Origin of the sequence: Nonomuraea sp. NPDC050394 (assembly GCF_044459065.1) — a bacterium.
GTDB lineage: Bacteria > Actinomycetota > Actinomycetes > Streptosporangiales > Streptosporangiaceae > Nonomuraea.
This window is the reverse complement of record NZ_JBITIO010000004.1, coordinates 647,240-663,072: the sequence shown is the minus strand read 5'-3', so window position 1 is coordinate 663,072 and position 15,833 is coordinate 647,240. Positions and strand designations below refer to the sequence as shown.

General features: G+C 72.2%; 12 protein-coding genes. 6 read left to right on the top strand and 6 right to left on the bottom strand.

Features of this window, described 5'->3' with window-relative positions; all coding sequences use genetic code 11:
• Positions 1 to 621: 621 nt before the first annotated feature.
• The 3 genes from ACIBKY_RS20560 to ACIBKY_RS20550 form a co-directional block, all read right to left on the bottom strand.
• Positions 622 to 1,362: an ABC transporter ATP-binding protein gene (locus ACIBKY_RS20560; RefSeq protein ID WP_397098286.1), complete on the bottom strand. Its 741-nt coding sequence runs from the start codon at positions 1,360 to 1,362 to the stop codon at positions 622 to 624.
• Positions 1,363 to 1,475: 113 nt separating this feature from the next.
• A complete protein-coding gene (locus ACIBKY_RS20555) occupies positions 1,476 to 4,754 on the bottom strand; it encodes an ATP-binding cassette domain-containing protein (RefSeq protein ID WP_397098284.1) in 3,279 nt (1,092 codons plus the stop codon).
• Positions 4,751 to 6,004 carry an ABC transporter substrate-binding protein gene (locus tag ACIBKY_RS20550; protein ID WP_397098282.1) on the bottom strand — a complete coding sequence of 418 codons (1,254 nt, stop codon included), beginning with the start codon at positions 6,002 to 6,004 and terminating at the stop codon, positions 4,751 to 4,753. The genes ACIBKY_RS20555 and ACIBKY_RS20550 overlap by 4 nt, the downstream gene beginning before the upstream one ends.
• A 100-nt stretch (positions 6,005 to 6,104) precedes the next feature.
• Between ACIBKY_RS20550 and ACIBKY_RS20545 the strand changes: the two genes are divergently transcribed.
• The gene (locus tag ACIBKY_RS20545; protein ID WP_397098280.1) at positions 6,105 to 7,193 is read left to right on the top strand and encodes an alcohol dehydrogenase catalytic domain-containing protein; all 1,089 of its coding nucleotides are present in this window, start codon (positions 6,105 to 6,107) and stop codon (positions 7,191 to 7,193) included.
• Here the strand turns inward: ACIBKY_RS20545 and ACIBKY_RS20540 are convergent.
• Together ACIBKY_RS20540 and ACIBKY_RS20535 are read right to left on the bottom strand one after the other, a co-directional pair.
• Positions 7,190 to 8,551 (bottom strand): FAD-binding oxidoreductase, encoded by a 1,362-nt coding sequence (locus ACIBKY_RS20540; protein WP_397098278.1) that lies wholly within the window; start codon positions 8,549 to 8,551, stop codon positions 7,190 to 7,192. The genes ACIBKY_RS20545 and ACIBKY_RS20540 overlap by 4 nt on opposite strands.
• A gap of 10 nt (positions 8,552 to 8,561) precedes the next feature.
• On the bottom strand, positions 8,562 to 9,317 hold the full coding sequence (locus ACIBKY_RS20535) for an SDR family oxidoreductase (RefSeq protein WP_379620607.1): 756 nt from the start codon (positions 9,315 to 9,317) through the stop codon (positions 8,562 to 8,564).
• Positions 9,318 to 9,395: 78 nt separating this feature from the next.
• Here ACIBKY_RS20535 and ACIBKY_RS20530 point away from each other — a divergent pair, with 78 nt between their 5' ends.
• Genes ACIBKY_RS20530 through ACIBKY_RS20520 form a run of 3 tightly spaced genes read left to right on the top strand, consistent with a single transcriptional unit; the run spans position 9,396 to position 12,249 of the window.
• Positions 9,396 to 10,493, top strand: a complete 1,098-nt coding sequence (locus ACIBKY_RS20530; RefSeq protein ID WP_397098276.1) for an acyl-CoA dehydrogenase family protein — start codon at positions 9,396 to 9,398, stop codon at positions 10,491 to 10,493.
• Complete coding sequence (locus ACIBKY_RS20525; protein ID WP_397098275.1) at positions 10,490 to 11,425, top strand: acyl-CoA dehydrogenase family protein; 936 nt, start codon at positions 10,490 to 10,492, stop codon at positions 11,423 to 11,425. The genes ACIBKY_RS20530 and ACIBKY_RS20525 overlap by 4 nt, the downstream gene beginning before the upstream one ends.
• Positions 11,422 to 12,249: a TIGR03619 family F420-dependent LLM class oxidoreductase gene (locus ACIBKY_RS20520; RefSeq protein ID WP_397098273.1), complete on the top strand. Its 828-nt coding sequence runs from the start codon at positions 11,422 to 11,424 to the stop codon at positions 12,247 to 12,249. Before ACIBKY_RS20525 ends, ACIBKY_RS20520 begins: the two co-directional genes overlap by 4 nt.
• 48 nt (positions 12,250 to 12,297) lie before the next feature.
• Here ACIBKY_RS20520 and ACIBKY_RS20515 read toward each other — a convergent pair whose 3' ends face one another.
• Complete coding sequence (locus ACIBKY_RS20515) at positions 12,298 to 13,995, bottom strand: CHAP domain-containing protein (protein WP_397098271.1); 1,698 nt, start codon at positions 13,993 to 13,995, stop codon at positions 12,298 to 12,300.
• Positions 13,996 to 14,261: 266 nt separating this feature from the next.
• On the opposite strand from ACIBKY_RS20515, the gene ACIBKY_RS20510 reads away from it, so the two are divergent.
• On the top strand, positions 14,262 to 14,909 hold the full coding sequence (locus tag ACIBKY_RS20510; protein ID WP_397098269.1) for a PaaI family thioesterase: 648 nt from the start codon (positions 14,262 to 14,264) through the stop codon (positions 14,907 to 14,909).
• A 240-nt stretch (positions 14,910 to 15,149) separates the two neighbouring features.
• The gene (locus tag ACIBKY_RS20505; protein ID WP_397098267.1) at positions 15,150 to 15,827 is read left to right on the top strand and encodes a GntR family transcriptional regulator; all 678 of its coding nucleotides are present in this window, start codon (positions 15,150 to 15,152) and stop codon (positions 15,825 to 15,827) included.
• Positions 15,828 to 15,833: the final 6 nt, after the last annotated feature.

The following is a 15,833-nucleotide window of genomic DNA, read 5'->3' as shown; positions in this document are numbered from 1 at the left end:
ACCGCGGGCCACCGGCACGCCGGGTTATGGGCGCGCGCCGAATCGCCGAGGCCCTGAGCTCACCCACGCGCCATGGACCCGCGCTTATCCACAGGCTCTCGCCCGAGCGTCGCCGTTATCCCCAGAACCCCGTTCTACTCCCCATCCCCCACCCCGGCCGGGCGATGCTAGGCCCTCCAACCCGCAGCACCCCTTGGAGCCGCCACATGCACGCCCGCCTCCACCACCTCAGCGTCCTCGCCGGGGCACTCGCCGGAGTCGTCGCCCTCACCACTTTCGCCTTCCCGGCCGCAGCCAGGCCCGCACCCGCCACCCCACAGACGACCGCCTCCCAGGTCGCGCCACATGCCAAGCCAGCACCCCAGGCCACGGCAAGCCCCACGCCTGCGCCCTTGTCCGCTACACGAGCACCCTTGGCCTCAACCAGCGAGAACGCAACACCTCAGGGAACCCCCGAGCCTCCCATCGACGGCCACACCCACCGCGACGCCGACCCTGACGAGTACCGCCACAGCCCGGCCTGAAAAACCTTCGCCTCCCCGTCCTGCGTGGGCCCGGCACGGCGGTAGACCAGGTCGGCCTGCGTGGGCCAGCTGGACCAGGTAGGCCGCTCGGATCAGGTCAGCCCAGGTAGGCCGCTCGGACCACCGGGTTTTCCCGGATCTCCGTCGGCGTGCCGCGGGCGATGACCTTGCCCAGGTCGAGGACCACCAGCTGGTCACAGGTGCCCATGACGAAGCCCATGTCGTGCTCCACCAGCAGGACCGTGGTGTCCAGCGCGGCAACGACCTGGCGCAGCCGTACCGTCTGGTCGTGGTCGAGGCCCGAAGTCGGCTCGTCGAGCAGCAGCAGGCGCGGACGGTCGGCGATCGCCCGCGCCAGCTCGACCAGCCGCCGCTGTCCGACGGGGAGGGCCGCGGCGTAGGCATCCCTAAGCTCAGTCAGGCCGCACAACTCCAGAACCTCCGCCACCCGCCCGGCCCGCTCGCGCTCCAACCGCCGCCGAGCCGGCCACCCGACCAGATCGGCAGGCAGTCCACCACCACCTCCACGCCAGTCGAGCGCAGCCAGCACATTGCCCGCGACAGTGAGCCGCCCGAACACCTGCGTACGCTGGAAAGTGCGGCGCAGCCCCGCCCTTGCCCGCCGGAGCGGCGAAAGAGCGGTCACATCAGCACCATCCACCCCGACCCGCCCGCTCAACGGCCTGCGCAACCCGCACACGACATCGAACAGCGTCGTCTTCCCCGCACCATTCGGCCCGATGACACCACAGATCTGGCCCTCCGGCACCTCGAACGTCACCTCCGACAACGCCCGCACCCCGCCGAAGGCAACCGACACATCCTCGATAGCAAGCATCACAACACTCCCAAGCGGACGCCGGCGAACCGGTCGCGGTGCGCTCCGGCCGTGGTGAGCGGTAGGTCAGTGGTTGTGGGCATCAACACCCCAGGTGGGCTGGTGGTTGGGCATTAGGGGGCTCCCAGGTAGGTGGCGGTGAGGCGGGTTGGGTCTACCTCGGAGCGGGGGCCGGTCCAGGTGATGCGGCCCAGGCTCATGAACGCGACCCTGTCCGCCACCGCCAGGACCTCTGTCGCCTTCTCCTCGACCAGGAGCAACGCCACGCCGCGTTCGCTGAGTTCGGCGAAGATCTCGAAGACCTGCTGCACGATCAGCGGCGCCAGGCCGAGCGAGGGCTCGTCGGCGATCAGTACCGCGGGGGGTTTGATGAGGGCGGGGGCGAGTGTGAGCAGTTGCTGTTCGCCGCCGGACAGGGCTCCTGCGGCCAGGGTACGGCGGGCCGCGAGCTGCGGCATCCGGTCGTAGACCGCCTCCGGATCGGGGAGCCAGGTGCGCAGGTTCTCGTCAACGGTGAGGCCGGGGAACACGCCGCGGCCCTCCGGCGCCAGCAGGACGCCCTCGCCGACCCGCCGGTGCGCGGGCCATCGGGTGACGTCTATGCCGTTGAGCAGTACCCGGCCCGTGCTGACGGGCAGGTCTCCGGCCGCCACGGCGCAGGCGGTGGACTTGCCTGCCCCGTTCGCGCCGAGCAGGGCTACGACCTCGCCCTCATGCACCTCCAGGTCCACGCCGCGCAGCACGGTGGTGTCGCCATACCCGGCCACCACGTTGTCCAGCCGGAACAACGGCGTGGCATCCAGTTCCCCGGCCCCACCCACCGTCCCACCCGGACTCCGCACCACCACAGTCCCGCCCGCCACAGTCCCGCCCGCGGCAGCCCCGCCCGCCACAGTCCCGCCCGCCACAGTCCCGCCCGCGGCAGTCCCGCCCGCGGCAGTCCCGCCCACGGCAGCCCCCGTCGTCACAGCCCCGGTTGCGGCAGCCTCGGCCGCGGCAGGTCCGGGCCTGGGCGTGGATGCTTCCACTCCGTCGATGGTGCGCTCTGGCGCGGGTGAGCTGCCAGCGGTCGTGCCGTGCGTGCCTGTGCCGTGAGCCTCCGCAGCCGCAGCCGCAGCCGCAGCCGCAGCCGCAGCCGCTGCCGCTGGCGGTGCGGGTGCGGGTGCTGGTGTTGGTGTGGGGGTGGGGGTGGGCGTGGAGCTCTGGGTGGATGTGGCCGGGGTGGGCGTGGAGCTCTGGGTGGATGTGGCCGGGGTGGGGGTGGAGCTCTGGGTGGATGTGGCCGGGGTGGGGGTGGAGCTCTGGGTGGGAGTGGTCGGGGTGGGGGTGGAGCTCTGGGTGGGAGTGGTCGGGGTGGGGGTGGAGCTCTGGGTGGGAGTGGAGCTCTGGGTGGGAGTGGTCGGGGTGGGGGTGGAGCTCTGGGTGGGAGTGGAGGGCGGGGTGATCGGGGTCCGGGGGAGTGCTGGGGTGGGGGATGAGGGGAGGGGGTTTGGAGTGGGGCGGGGTGCGTGGCGTTGGCGGTGGTGGTGGCGTTGCTGGGCTAGTTGGGTGAGGACGCCGTCCGGGTGTTTGGCGAGGATTACGCCGCCTGCTCCGAACAGGATCGCGCCTACATGCGCTGAGATTTGCCAGGCTGAGAGGATTTCGGGGAAGGCGGCGGCGATCAGGCCGCCCAGTACGGCCCCGCCGATCCGCCGGACGCCTTGGAGGACCACCACCGCCAGCCATACGAACCCCGCGAACGCTGGCAGGTCGGTGGCGGTGATGGAGCCCTTGGAGATGGCGAACAGCACTCCGCCCAGCCCGGCGATCCCCGAGGCCAGGGCGAAGAGCATGATCTTGGTTCGGGGGCCGGAGATGCCCGAGGTGGTGGCGGCGGCAGGGGCGGAGCGGACGGCGAGGATGGCACGGCCGGAGGCGGAGCGTTCGAGGTTGCGCACCAGCAAGGCGACCAGGCCGATGAGAAGCAGGAGGACGACGACGCGTACGCGGGGATCGGAGGTGTCGGCGAAGCCGAAGCCGAGGGCGGGCAGCTGCCAGCCGATGGTGCCGTTGCTGAACGCGTCCACCTGGAAGAGCACCTGGTCGGCCAGCAGGGCCAGGGCGAGCGTGGCCAGGGTCAGGATGCGGCCGCCGAGGCGCAGGGCGGGGAGCGCCACCAGCATGCCCACGGCCGTCGCCGCCAGCACGCCGAGCACGATCGCCACCGCGAACGGCAGGCCGGAGGCGAACGCCCAGCCGCAGGTCAGCGCCGCCATCGAGGCGAAGGCGGCTTGGGCCAGGTTGACCATGCCGCCGATCCCGGTCACCACGACGAAGGAGCAGAAGATCAGCGCCAGGACGAGCCCGTGCGCGGCGATGCCGACGTAGTACTCCTGGGCGGTGAAGGTGAAGACGATCAGTACGGCCAGCGCCACGGCCCATGGCAGGCGGCGCCGCCAGGCCGGGATGCCCGCGAGGTAGTCGGGTGGCGGCGCGTCCTCGGCCGCGCTGCCGGCGACGCGTTCGCGGGATCGGTTCAGCAGGATCAGGCCGGCGAACAGCAGCAGGACCGGCACCGCCGTACGCAGGCCGGTGATCTCCGACAGGAAGTCGGTGTATCCGGCGACCAGGTTCTGCACGACGCCCAGCCCGAGCCCGGCCGCGAACGTCCACGGGATCGAGCGCAGCCGCCCGAAGACCGCGGCGGTCGCGGAGGCGAACAGCAGCACGGTGTACGCGGTCGCGTCGAGCCCGATGATCGAGACGGCCAGGACTCCGGCCAGCCCCGCCAGGCCGGAGCCGAGCATCCAGGCCAGGCCGGAGGTGGCGTCGGCGTCGATGCCGCGCAGGGTCGCCAGGCGCCGCCGGTCGACGCTAGCGCGCATCCGCAGGCCGTACGGCGTGTGCCGCATGAACGCCCACAGCCCGAGCGCGGCGACGGCGGCGAAGGCGAACGTGATGAGCTGCCCGGAGTCGAGCGGCACGCCGAGCACGGTGTAGGAGGTGGCAGGGAAGGGGCCGAGGCCGCGGGGGAGGGAGGTGGCGTCGGCGCTGGGGAGTTCGAGGAGGTCGACGAGGAGCAGGCCGGCGGCGGGCAGCGCGATCGTCAGCCCGATCGTCCCGACAATCTGCGCAGTCTCCCCCGCCTGCGCCAAACCCCGAAACATCGCCCGGTGCAGGAAATATCCGAGCAAAGGCGCAAAAATCCCGACGGCCACCACCGCACACACCCACGTCGGCAGCCCCAACGCCACATTGAGCTCGTAGTACACCAGAGCCGTCAGAAAGCCGACCGCCCCGTGCGCGAAGTTGAAGACCCCGGTGGCCGCATAGGACAGGGTCAGGCCCGAGCCCATCACCGCGAAGATCGCGCCCGTGACCAGCCCGCTGAGAATGTAGCCCAGGATCATTTGAGCGGCACGTTGTCGAAGCACTTCATGTTCTTGGCCACCTGGAACGCGCCGCCCTCAAGCTTGACCAGCGCGCCGCAGCCGTTCGGCTCGGCATGGTCCTTGGGGTACTGGACCCTGCCGAAGCCCGCGTTCTCGTAGCTGTAGGAGCCGTTGCCCACGTCGAGCACCTTCTGCCGGGTGAGGTCCTTGCCCGCTTTGCCGGCCATGTCGAGGAAGATGTCGGCCGACCAGTATCCGATGGCCAGGTGCTGGGTGAGCGGGGTGCCGGGGGCGACCTTCTCCACGTCCTGCCGCAACTGGGCGATCTCCGGCGCGGTCGACTCGAAGGGCTCGAACATGGGCGCGGCGATCACGCCCTCCATCGCCTGCGCGGTGGCCGGGTCCTTGAGGATGGCCACGTCGTAGCTGGTGGCGTCGCTGAGCGTGCCTTTGTAGCCGGCCTTCTTCAGCGCCGTGTAGAGCCCGACGTTGAACTTGGTCCCGGCGATGATCGAGACCACGATGTCGGGCGGCCGGCCGGCGTCCGAGGTCATGATCTTGTTGACGTACGGCAGCCAGTCGGGTGGCGGCGCCGCGGCGGGCAGCGCCGAGTTGAGGCCGACGAGCGTGAACCCGGCCGCCTCGAAGGACTGGGAGATGGTCTTGCCGCCGTACTTGCTGCCGCTGGAGTCGGAGGTCTGCACGTAGACGGACTTGCCGTCGGCGCCGCCGAGCAGGTCGGCCATCTGCCGCCCCCACCAGGTCTGGGAGCCCGCGCCCGGTTTGGGGGCCAGGCAGCCGCTGTAGCCGAAGCCGGTCTTGGTGCCGCACCACTGGGGGCCGGTGGCCCAGCCGTACCAGGGGACGCCCTGTTGTTCGAGGAAGGCGGCGCCGCCGAAGTTGGGCGCGTGCACCGGCAGCACGGCGAAGACCTGGTCCTTCTGGACGAGCTTCTTGGCCGCGGCGTCGCCCTTGGCCGCGTCCTGGCCGTCGTCCTCGGCGCCGACGAACTCGATCTTCCGCCCGTGGACGCCGCCCGTGGCGTTGGCGCGCTCGAAGCGCGCCTTGGCGCCGATCTCGGCGTCCTTGGTGGAGTAGCCGCTGGCGCTGGTCTTGGTCAGCACGCCGCCGATTTTTATCGTCGTGTCCGTCACTCCGGGTACGGCGCCGCCCGCCGCGCCGGGGGCCTTCTGCTGGGCGGCGCACCCCGCGAGCGCCACCAGTACGGCCACCATGATCCCGAGTTCCCGCCGCAACAGGGCCATCATCGCTCCATTTGGCCTAGCGCTCGCTTGGTTTCGGACAGCGTAAGCAGCGGTTTCCTGCACGTCAATGTTCAAGCAAGCAATTGCTTGATACGGTCGGCGCATGCTGATGCGAGCGGCCGTCCTGACCGAGTACGGCAAGCCCATGGAGATCCACGAGGTGGACGTCTCCGACCCCGGACCAGGCGAGGTACGCGTCCAGGTCAAGGCCTCCGGCGTCTGCGGCTCCGACCTCAAGGCCATCGACGGGAAGAGCCCGGTCGTCTCGCGCCTGCCGTTCATCCTCGGCCACGAGAGCGCCGGAATCGTCGAGAGCGTGGGCGCGGGCGTGAGCGCGGTGAAGCCCGGCGACCACGTGGTCGTCTCGATGAGCGGCCCCTGCGGCGGCTGCCCGGCCTGCGGCGCCGGCCGCTTCCACCTGTGCTCGGGCCCGGACCGCCTCGCCACGATCATGGGCGGCCCGCCCCGCGTGCACCTGGACGGCACGCAGACGCGCCGTTTCATCGGCATCGGCTCCTTCGCCGAGTACGCGGTCGTGCGCGAGCCCGCCTGCGTGAAGATCGCGAAGGACGCCCCCTTCGACGCGATGTGCCTGCTCGCGTGCGGCGTCATCACCGGCGTCGGCGCCGTGCTCAACGTCGCCCGGGTACGGCACGGCGCCACCGTCCTCGTCGTCGGCTGCGGCGGCGTCGGCCTGAACGTCATCCAGGGCGCCGTCCTCGCCGGAGCCACCACGATCATCGCCGCCGACGTGGCCGAGCAGAAGCTCAAGCTCGCCGGGCGCTTCGGCGCCACCCACACCCTGATCCCCGCGGACCTGCCCGCGCAGGTCGCCGAGATCGTCCGGGGCGGCGTGGACTACGCCTTCGACGTCACCGGCGTCCCCGGCGTCCTGGCCTCGGCCTTCGCCGCCACCGCGCCCGGCGGGAGCACCGTGATGGTCGGCAGCCCGCCCCAGGGACAGCCCGCGCAGATCGAGCCCGGCCTGCTGTTCGCCTCGCGCCGCCTCATGGGTACCCAGGGCGGCGACAGCGCGCCCCACCGCGACCTGCCCATGCTCGCCGCCCTCGCCCAGCAGGGCCGCCTCGACCTGTCCGGCCTGATCAGCGAACGGCTCCCGCTGGAGCGGATCAACGAGGCCGTCGAGCACACCCGCCAGGGCGCGGTGGCCCGTACCGTGATCACCTTCTAGAGCACTTTGCCCGGATTGAAGATGCCCGCCGGGTCGAGCGCCGCCTTGACGGAGCGGTGCAGGGCCAGCGCCTCGGGGCCGAGTTCGGCGTGCGTGCCGCGCATCTTCAGGAGTCCGACGCCGTGCTCGCCGGTGACCGTGCCGCCCAGCGCGATCGCGTCGTCGAGGATCGACTCGAACGCCTGCTGCGCGCGGGCCCGTGCGTGGTCGTCGCCGGCGGGCACCACGATCAGCGGGTGCAGGTTGCCGTCGCCGGCGTGGGCGATGTTGGCGATGTGCACGTCGTTCGTCTTGGCGTGGCCCTCGATCCTGGTCAGCATCTCGGGCACCAGGCCGCGGGGGACGCAGACGTCCTCGGTGAGCACCGGGCCGAGCCGTTCCAGCGCGGGGTAGGCGAGCCGGCGCGCGGCGAACAGCGCCTCGGCCTCCTCCGCGTCGGTGGAGCGGGTGCTCCAGCCCGCGCCGGCCGTGTCGAAGCAGCGTTGCAGCTCGGCGGCATCACGCTCGTTCCCGGTGTCGATCCGGCCCAGCAGCAGGACGTCGCCGAGGTCGGCCAGGCCCATGTTCTTCCAGTCGTCCACCGCGCGCAGGCAGTAGCGGTCCACCAGCTCCAGCGCGGCGGGCGTGACGCCGCTCGCGGCCACGGCGGCGACGGCCCGGCCCGCGGCGACCAGCGAGTCGAACGCGCCCACGACCGTCGTGGGCGCGCCGGCGGGCAGGCGCAGCAGCCTGACGGTGATCTCGGTGATGACGCCGAGCGTGCCCTCGGAGCCCACGAACAGCGCCGTCAGGTCGTAGCCCGCCACGCCCTTCCTGGTTCTGCGGCCGAGCCTGACCAGTTCGCCGGTGCCGGTCACGACCTGGAGGCCCAGCACGTAGTCGCGCGTCACGCCGTACTTGACGCAGCAGACGCCGCCCGCGTTGGTCGCGGCGTTGCCGCCGATCGTGGACCACGGGGAGCTGGCCGGGTCCGGCGGGTACCACAGGCCGTGCCCGGCCACCTCCGCGCGCAGCCGGTCGTTGACCACGCCGGGCTGCACGACCGCGATCTGCTCGGCGGCGTCGATCTCCAGGATGCGGTCCATGCCCTCCATGGCCAGGATCACGCAGCCGTCGACGGCGTTGGCGCCGCCGGACAGGCCGGTGCCGGCGCCGCGGGTCACCACCGGGACCCGGTGCTCGGCGCAGACGGCCACCACCGCGCGTACCTGCTCGGGGTCCTGGGGCCGCACGAGCGCGGCCGCGCGGCCCTGCGGCGCCCAGGCGGCCTGGTCGCGGGAGGAGGCGGCGATGACGTCGGGGTCGCGGATGATCCGTCCGGACGGCAGGACGGCGGACAGGGCATCGAAGAACGGCACGTCCCGCACGTTACGTGAACAGTTGCCCGGAGTTCACGTCGACCGTGGCGCCGGTGATGGCGCCGGCCTGGTCGGAGGCGAGGAAGATGACGGCGCGAGCCACGTCCTCCTCCGTCGCGATGCGGCGCAGGGCCATGGCCCGCAGGTCCCGCTCGCGGATCTCGTCGAAGGTCACACCCTCGGATTCGGCTCTGGTACGCATCCAGTCGTCCAGCACGTCACTGGCGATCCAGCCCGGCGCCACGCAGTTGACCCGCACCCCGGAGGGCCCGAGCTCGTCGGCCAGGCAGTGGGACAGGAGATGGGCGCCCGCCTTGCCCACGGCGAAGTCGGAACGGCCGGCGTAGCCCTTGCGCGAGGACATGGAGGTGACGTTGACGATCGAGCCCGACCCCTGGGCCACCATGTGCGGAGCGATGTAGCGACAAGCCACTAAAGTCCCATAAGTCCCGATATCTACGGCTTCGCGCCACGATCTAAGGTCATCTGGTGACATGTCGAGGACGTTGCGGCGATGCGTGCCCGGGAAGGCCGCGTTCACCAGCACGTCGATGCGCCCGAACCGGGCCAGCGTCCTGGCCGCCAGCCCGCGCATGTCGGCGGGCACGGTGACGTCGGCGGCCACCGCGATCGCGCCGGGGACCGGTCGGCCGGTCCTGGCCGCCGCGACGACCTCGGCGCCCTCCTCCCTCATCAGCCCGGCGAGTGTGGCGCCCAGGCCGGGACCGGCGCCGGTGATGATCGCGATCTTGCCGTCGAGCAGCATGGGCGGATCGTAACAAGCGCTTGGCTCCCTGTCCCGCCCACCTGGCCGGAGAACCAAGCGTGCGCTAGGTTGGGTAGCGTGGATCTCGACTTCACCCGGGCCGAGCAGGACTTCCGCACCGAGATACGCGGCTGGCTGGCCGATCACCTGCCCGCCGCGCTGCCGTCCATGGACACCCGGGACGGCTTCGCCGCCCACCGCGCGTGGGAGGCCGAGCTGGCCGCCGCACGGCTGTCGGTCGTCTCCTGGCCCATCGAGTACGGCGGGCGCGCCGCCTCACTGATCGAATGGCTGATCTTCGAGGAGGAGTACTGGGCCGCCGGCGCCCCGGGCCGCGTCACCCAGAACGGAATCTTCCTCCTCGCCCCCACCCTGATGCGCTTCGGCACGCCGGCGCAGCGCGCCCGCTGGCTGCCCGGCATGGCCACCGCCGAGCAGGTCTGGGCCCAGGCCTGGTCGGAACCCGAGGCGGGCAGCGACCTGGCCGCCCTGACCTCCCGGGCGGAACGCGCCGACGGCGGCTGGCTCCTGTACGGCCACAAGACCTGGAGCTCCCGCGCCGCCTACGCCTCCCACGGCTTCGGCCTCTTCCGCACCTCCGGCGAACGCCACCGCGGCCTCACCTACTTCCTCTTCCCGCTCGACGAGGTCGAGGTCAGGCCCATCGCCCAGCTCGACGGCGAGCACGGCTTCGCCGAACTCCACTTCGACGGCGTGTTCGTGCCCGACGACATGGTCCTCGGCGAGCCCGGCGAAGGCTGGCGCATCGCCATGGCCACCACGTCCTCCGAACGCGGCCTCGCCCTGCGCAGCCCCGGCCGCTTCCTGGCCACCGCCGACCGCCTCCTGCGGCTCGCCGCGCCCGACCCCGTCCTCGCCGACCGGGCCGCACGCTGCTGGATCGACGCCGAGGCCTACCGCCTGCACACCTTCGCCACCGCCCGCCGCCTGTCCGAGGGCGCGGAGATCGGCTCGGCCACCAGCATGGGCAAGGTCTTCTGGTCCGAACTCGACCTGCGCATGCACACACTCGCCATGGAACTGCTCGGCGAGCGCGCCGCCGCCACCTCCTGGCACGACGGCTTCCTGTTCGCCCTGGCCGGGCCCATCTACGCCGGCACCAACGAGATCCAGCGCTCCATCATCGCCGAACGAGTCCTGGGGCTGCCCCGATGAACTTCGCCTTCACCGACGACCAGCTCGCCCTGGCCGCCACGGTCAGGGACGTCCTGCGCACCCACTGCCCACCCCAGGCCCTGCGCACCGAACGAGCGCCGGGCTGGGCCGAGCTGGCCGCCACCGGCTTCTTCACCGCGCTGGTGCCCGACGCGGCCGGCGGGCTCGGGCTGGAGCTCATCGACCTGGTCCCTGCGCTGGAGGAGACCGGTCGCGCGTGCCTGCCCGGCCCGGTGGTGGAGACCGCCGTGGCGGCGCCGTACCTGCTGGAGGGTCGTCCCGAGCTGACCAAGCTCGGCGCGCTCACGGTGAGCGCCGCACTCGACGGACTCGCGCCCGACGCCGACCTCGCCGACCTCGTCGTGGCCGGCCCGCGCGTGGCCACCCGTGATCGGGTACGGCCGGCGCCGGTCCCGGGCGCCGACCCCTGCCGCAGGATGTTCGAGGTGAGCCTGACCGGCTCGGAGGAACTGCCCGGATCCTGGGCCGCCGCCCTGCCCAGGGCGACCGTCGCGACCGCCGCCCAGCTCATCGGGGTGGCCCGCCACCTGCTCGACACCTCGGTCGGCTACGCCCGCGCCCGCACCCAGTTCGGCGGCCCGATCGGCGCCTTCCAGGCGGTCAAGCACATGCTGGCCGACGTGGCGATCGCGATCGAGTTCGCGGCTCCGCTGGTGAGCCGGGCGGCGCTCACCCTGGATCGGCCCAGCGTCGTGCGGGACGTCAGCGCGGCCAAGGCGGCGGCCAGTGAGGCCGCGGCGCTCGCCGCGCGCACCGCCCTGCAGGTCCACGGCGCCATCGGCTACACCTACGAGCTGGACCTGCGGTTCTGGCTCGCGCGGGCCTGGTCGCTTTCGGCCGCGTACGGCGGCGCGGCCGAGCACCGCGCGATCGTGCGTGCCGAACTGCCCGGGGCGGCGAGGTTCCCATGAAGTACGGCGTGCCGCTCGGCCTCATCCACCCCGCCGCCTGGAAGGACGTGGCGGTGGCCGCCGACGAGCTCGGGTTCGAGTCGGTCTGGCTGCCCGAGCACCTCGTCTTCACCACCGACCTGTCGGCGGCGACCTATCCGGGCGGCGCGAACCCCGGGATCAAGCCGGCGACGCCGTTGTTCGACGCGCCCGCGTATCTGTGCTTCCTGGCCGCCTGCACGCGGCACGTGCGGCTGGGGACGGCGGTGCACCTGTTCGCGCTGCGGCACCCCCTTGTCTCGGCGCGCGCCTTCGCCACGCTCGACGTGGTGTCGGGCGGGCGGGCCATCTGCGGAGTGGGCGCCGGGTGGTACCGGGGGGAATGGGACGCGGCAGGGGTGCCGTTCGCGGCGCGCGGAGCCCGGCTGGACGAGGCCCTCACGGTGGCGCGGCGGCTGTGGAGCGAGCCTGTCGTGCGTCATTCAGGACGCTTCTACGACATTCCCGAGGTGGCCTTCGAGCCCAAGCCCGTGCAGGAGCGGCTGCCGGTGTTGTGCGGCGGCGAGTCGGCGGCGGCGCTGCGGCGGGCACGCACGCTCGGGGACGGGTGGATCAGCATGCCGCACACCCTGGAGTCGGTCCGGCCCCAGCTCAAGGCGCTGCGGCCGCCTGCCGGCCGGGACTTCTCCGTGACCGTGCACGCCTACGGGCTGGCCGCTCCCGAGGAGGTGCCCGCCTGGGCGGCCCTGGGCGTGGACCGGCTGATCGTGCGGCCGTGGACGCGTACGCGCGAGGCCGTGAGCGGGCTGACGGCCTTCGCCGCCGCCTACGGCGTCACGCGTTGACGCTTTCCGCGCTGGACCGCCGGGCGTTGACGCTTCCTCGCCGGAGCGTCACGCGTTGACGCGGCGGGATGCTTCCGTGCGGCGGTGACGGCGGCCGCGGAGCGGGGCCTCCTGGGTGAACGCCTCCGGGGTGTCCAGGATGTCGCCCACGAACGTCGCGTGGGCGGAGGCGCGGTGGCGTCGTCCGCGGGCCGGGGCGTACTGGGCGTTCTGGGCGAAGGCCGTGTCGAGCTCGGTGGGGCGTTCGGGGCGGCGGCGCCTGCCGTGGTAGGAGTCCGTCTTCTTCGGCGCGGACATACGCGGGGTGAAAGGGTCGAACGGCTCGACGGCGCGGGCGGTGGCGGCGTCGAGGTTCTCCAGAGCCTTGGCGGTGAGCCGGTCGAGGTCGAGGCCGGGCTCGTCGAAGATGCGGGGGAGGGCGCCGGTGTCCTCGGAGAACACGTAGTGCGAGGTGTCCACGGCGGGCTGCCTCGTGTCCACGGCGGGCGTCGTGTCCAGGGCAGGTTGCCGTGTCTCCAGGGCGGGCTGCCGCGTGTCCAGGGCGTTGGCCGTGGCCTCCATCTGGGCGCTGATCGTGTCGATCGGCCGGTCCAGCACCGCACCGGTCCGCAGGGGCAGCTCGGTGCCCGGCTTGGCCGGGGCGGACTCCAGGCCGGCGAACGTCAGGTCCAGCGGCCTTTCGGCGGGCGTGGTCTCTTCGGTCGTCAGGGTGACCTCGGAGGTGGTACGCAGGGCGATCTGGCCGCGGCGGGGGCGGCGGCGCCTGCCGCGCTTGGGGGCGGGCTTGGCGGGGGTGGCGGCAGCGGGCCGTACACGGAGCTGGCGGGTCTTGGCGACGGCGAGCACCGCGAGGGCGGCGATCAGGGCCGAGCCGATGAACGCGGGTGTGCCCAGGGCGGTGGTCGTGTCGGCGGGCTTGGTGTCCACGATCACGGGCAGCGGCGCGGTGGTGGCGGCGTTCGTGTCGGCGGTGGCGGGCTTGGCGTGCTTGCCCTTCTTGACGGCCTTGCCGGCTTCCGGGGCCGTGCTGGCGACGCCGGGCCTGGCGACGCCGGGCCTGGCGGCCTCGGGCCGCTCCTCGGTGGGCCGGTTCGCGCCGGATTTGGGCGCTGCGGGGCTTTCTGCGGTCTTCTGGGGTGAAGGGGCGGACAGGGGGGCGTGCGCCTGTTCTGGGGCCGTCTGGGGGATCAGCGCGGTCAGCCCCTGGTCCGGCAGGCCGTCACCGTCGGACGGGTGGCCGGTCGAGGCCTTGACTTCCTGCTCGTCGCGCTTCCGCGCGGCCTCCTTGTCGAGGCGGGCCTTGATCTTCTCCGGATAGCCGTAGCCGACGACCTTGCTGGTGTCGCGTTCCTTGCGTTTGGCGACACCGCCGTCGATGTTGCCCTCGATCGTGTGGATGGTGTTGCCCTCGACCCGGGTCACGATGCCCACGTGGTCGATGCCGTCGACGTCGTTGCCGCCGCGCCAGTCGTAGAAGACGAACGCGCCCGGCTTGGGCGTCTTACCCCAGGCGTCCTGCTCCTGGAACCACTCGGCGTGCGCCACGGTCCAGGCGAACTGCCCTACCCAGTCCTCGTAGCCCAGCTTGGCCGCCGCCCAGGAGAGGTACATGTCGCACCAAGGTGCCGAGCTGTAGTCGGCGTCGAACTCGATGTTCTTGCCGTACCAGTCGCCGAACTTGGTGTACGCATCGGCCTTCTCGGAGTACCCGAGTTCCTTCTCCAGCAGGTCGATGAACTTCTTCATCTCTGGGGTCATGTACGTGCTGCGGACCTTCCGGGCAGCCCGGGTACGAGGGAGCAACCCGGGACGCTAGTGACGACAGTGGGGGGCTGTTGTCTTCCGTGAGGAGTGAGGCTACCTCGCCAAAAGGCCAGGTCAAGCATGAGCCAAGAAACCGCCAAGTGCAGCTCGGTATCAAAACCGCAGGTCAAGAGCCTGCCAGAAATTTCACGAAATCGCCGGGAAAGGGGGAAAAGATCTACCGAACATAGTTCGGTATGCTGCTGGTCATGACGATCGAGGCGGCCACCGTCGAACCCCGGCTCCAGGCGCTCTGCGAGCTGTCCGCGCAGGTCCGCGACCTGATGGACGCCACCGCTCTGACCGACGTCCAGGAGCCCGAGCTCGCCGCCGTCACCGCGATGCTCGCCGAGGCCACCGCCCGCCTGCGCGCCGCCACCCGCGACACGCCGCAGCCGTTCGAGATCGGGCCCGACGGCAGCCTGCGCCACCTGGGCAACGCCGTCACCGGCGGGGCCAACCCGCACGCCCTGCCCCTGGTCGTCGAACACGACGGCGCCGCCGTACACGCGCGGCTGTCCTTCCGGCCCATGCACGAGGGCCCGCCCGGATCCGTGCACGGCGGGATCAGCGCGATGATCCTCGACCACCTGCTCGGCCAGGCCGCCGCGGCGGCGGGCGCGGCCGGGATGACGGCCTCCCTGACCGTCCGCTACCTCAAGCCGGTCCCGTACGGCGCGCCCCTGCTGGCCAGGGCGGAACACGTCCGGGCCGAAGGCCGCAAGTCCTGGTCGGAAGGCCGGATCACCACGCCGGACGGCACCCCGCTGGTCGAGGCCACCGGCCTCTTCATCACCCCCACAGGCTGGACCACCCGCCCGGCGCCCCTCCCGCCTCCAGATCTGCCGACCCCCTGAGCCGTCACCCTCGACAGGCCCATCGGGTTGTCGCCCCGTGGGCAGTGCCCTCGGGTTGTCGCCTCGTGGGCAGTGCCGTCGGGTTGTCGCCCCATGGGGAGTGCGCTCGGGTTGTCGCCCTGCGGGGGCCGCGGGCTGTCGGCCCTTCGGTGGGTCCTTGGGGGTGTCGGTGGCCGGGAGGTCCCCAGGCGCTGGTCTGTCCGGGGAGGGTGGGGCAGGGGGAGACCGTAGGGTTGGGGCATGTCCACGGCCCGGGAGACCGTCTACGCCACGCTCAAGGAGCGCATCATCGAGGGTGACCTGCACCCCGGGCAGCGCCTCATCGAGCGGGACCTGGCCGCCGAGCTCGAGGTGTCCAGGGTGCCGGTGCGGGAGGCGCTCGGGCGGCTGGAGGCGGAGCGGCTGGTGGTGCTGGTGCCGCGGCAGGGGGTGCTGGTCAGCCCGTTCACTCCCCAGGACGTGGCGGACTTCTTCGACGTGCGGGAGAGCCTGGAGGTGCTGGCCGCCCGGCTGGCGGCTCGGCGGGCCGGCGGGAACGGGCTGGCGGCGCTGCGGGCCGTACTGGATCAGGCGGACGAGGCCACCCGCAGGCGGGACGCTCGGGCGATCGCGCTGGCCAACGCCGCGTTCCACACCGCGGTGGTGGCGCTGTCGGGCAACGCGCTCCTGATCGACATGATGCGCCCGTTGGAGGCCCGGCTGAGATGGTTGTTCCGCCTCACCCACTATGACCCGGAACAGCAGTGCGCCGAGCACCACGAGCTGTACGAGGCCATCGCGGCCCGCGATCCCGACACCGCCGCCGACCAGGTGCTGCGCCACATCCACGCGGGCCGCGCCCGTTCGGTCGAGCTGGCCGCCACCTGGACCGCGGTCGATCCGGTGGCCGCCACCCGGACGCGGCGCCGCCGTACCTGAGCGTGA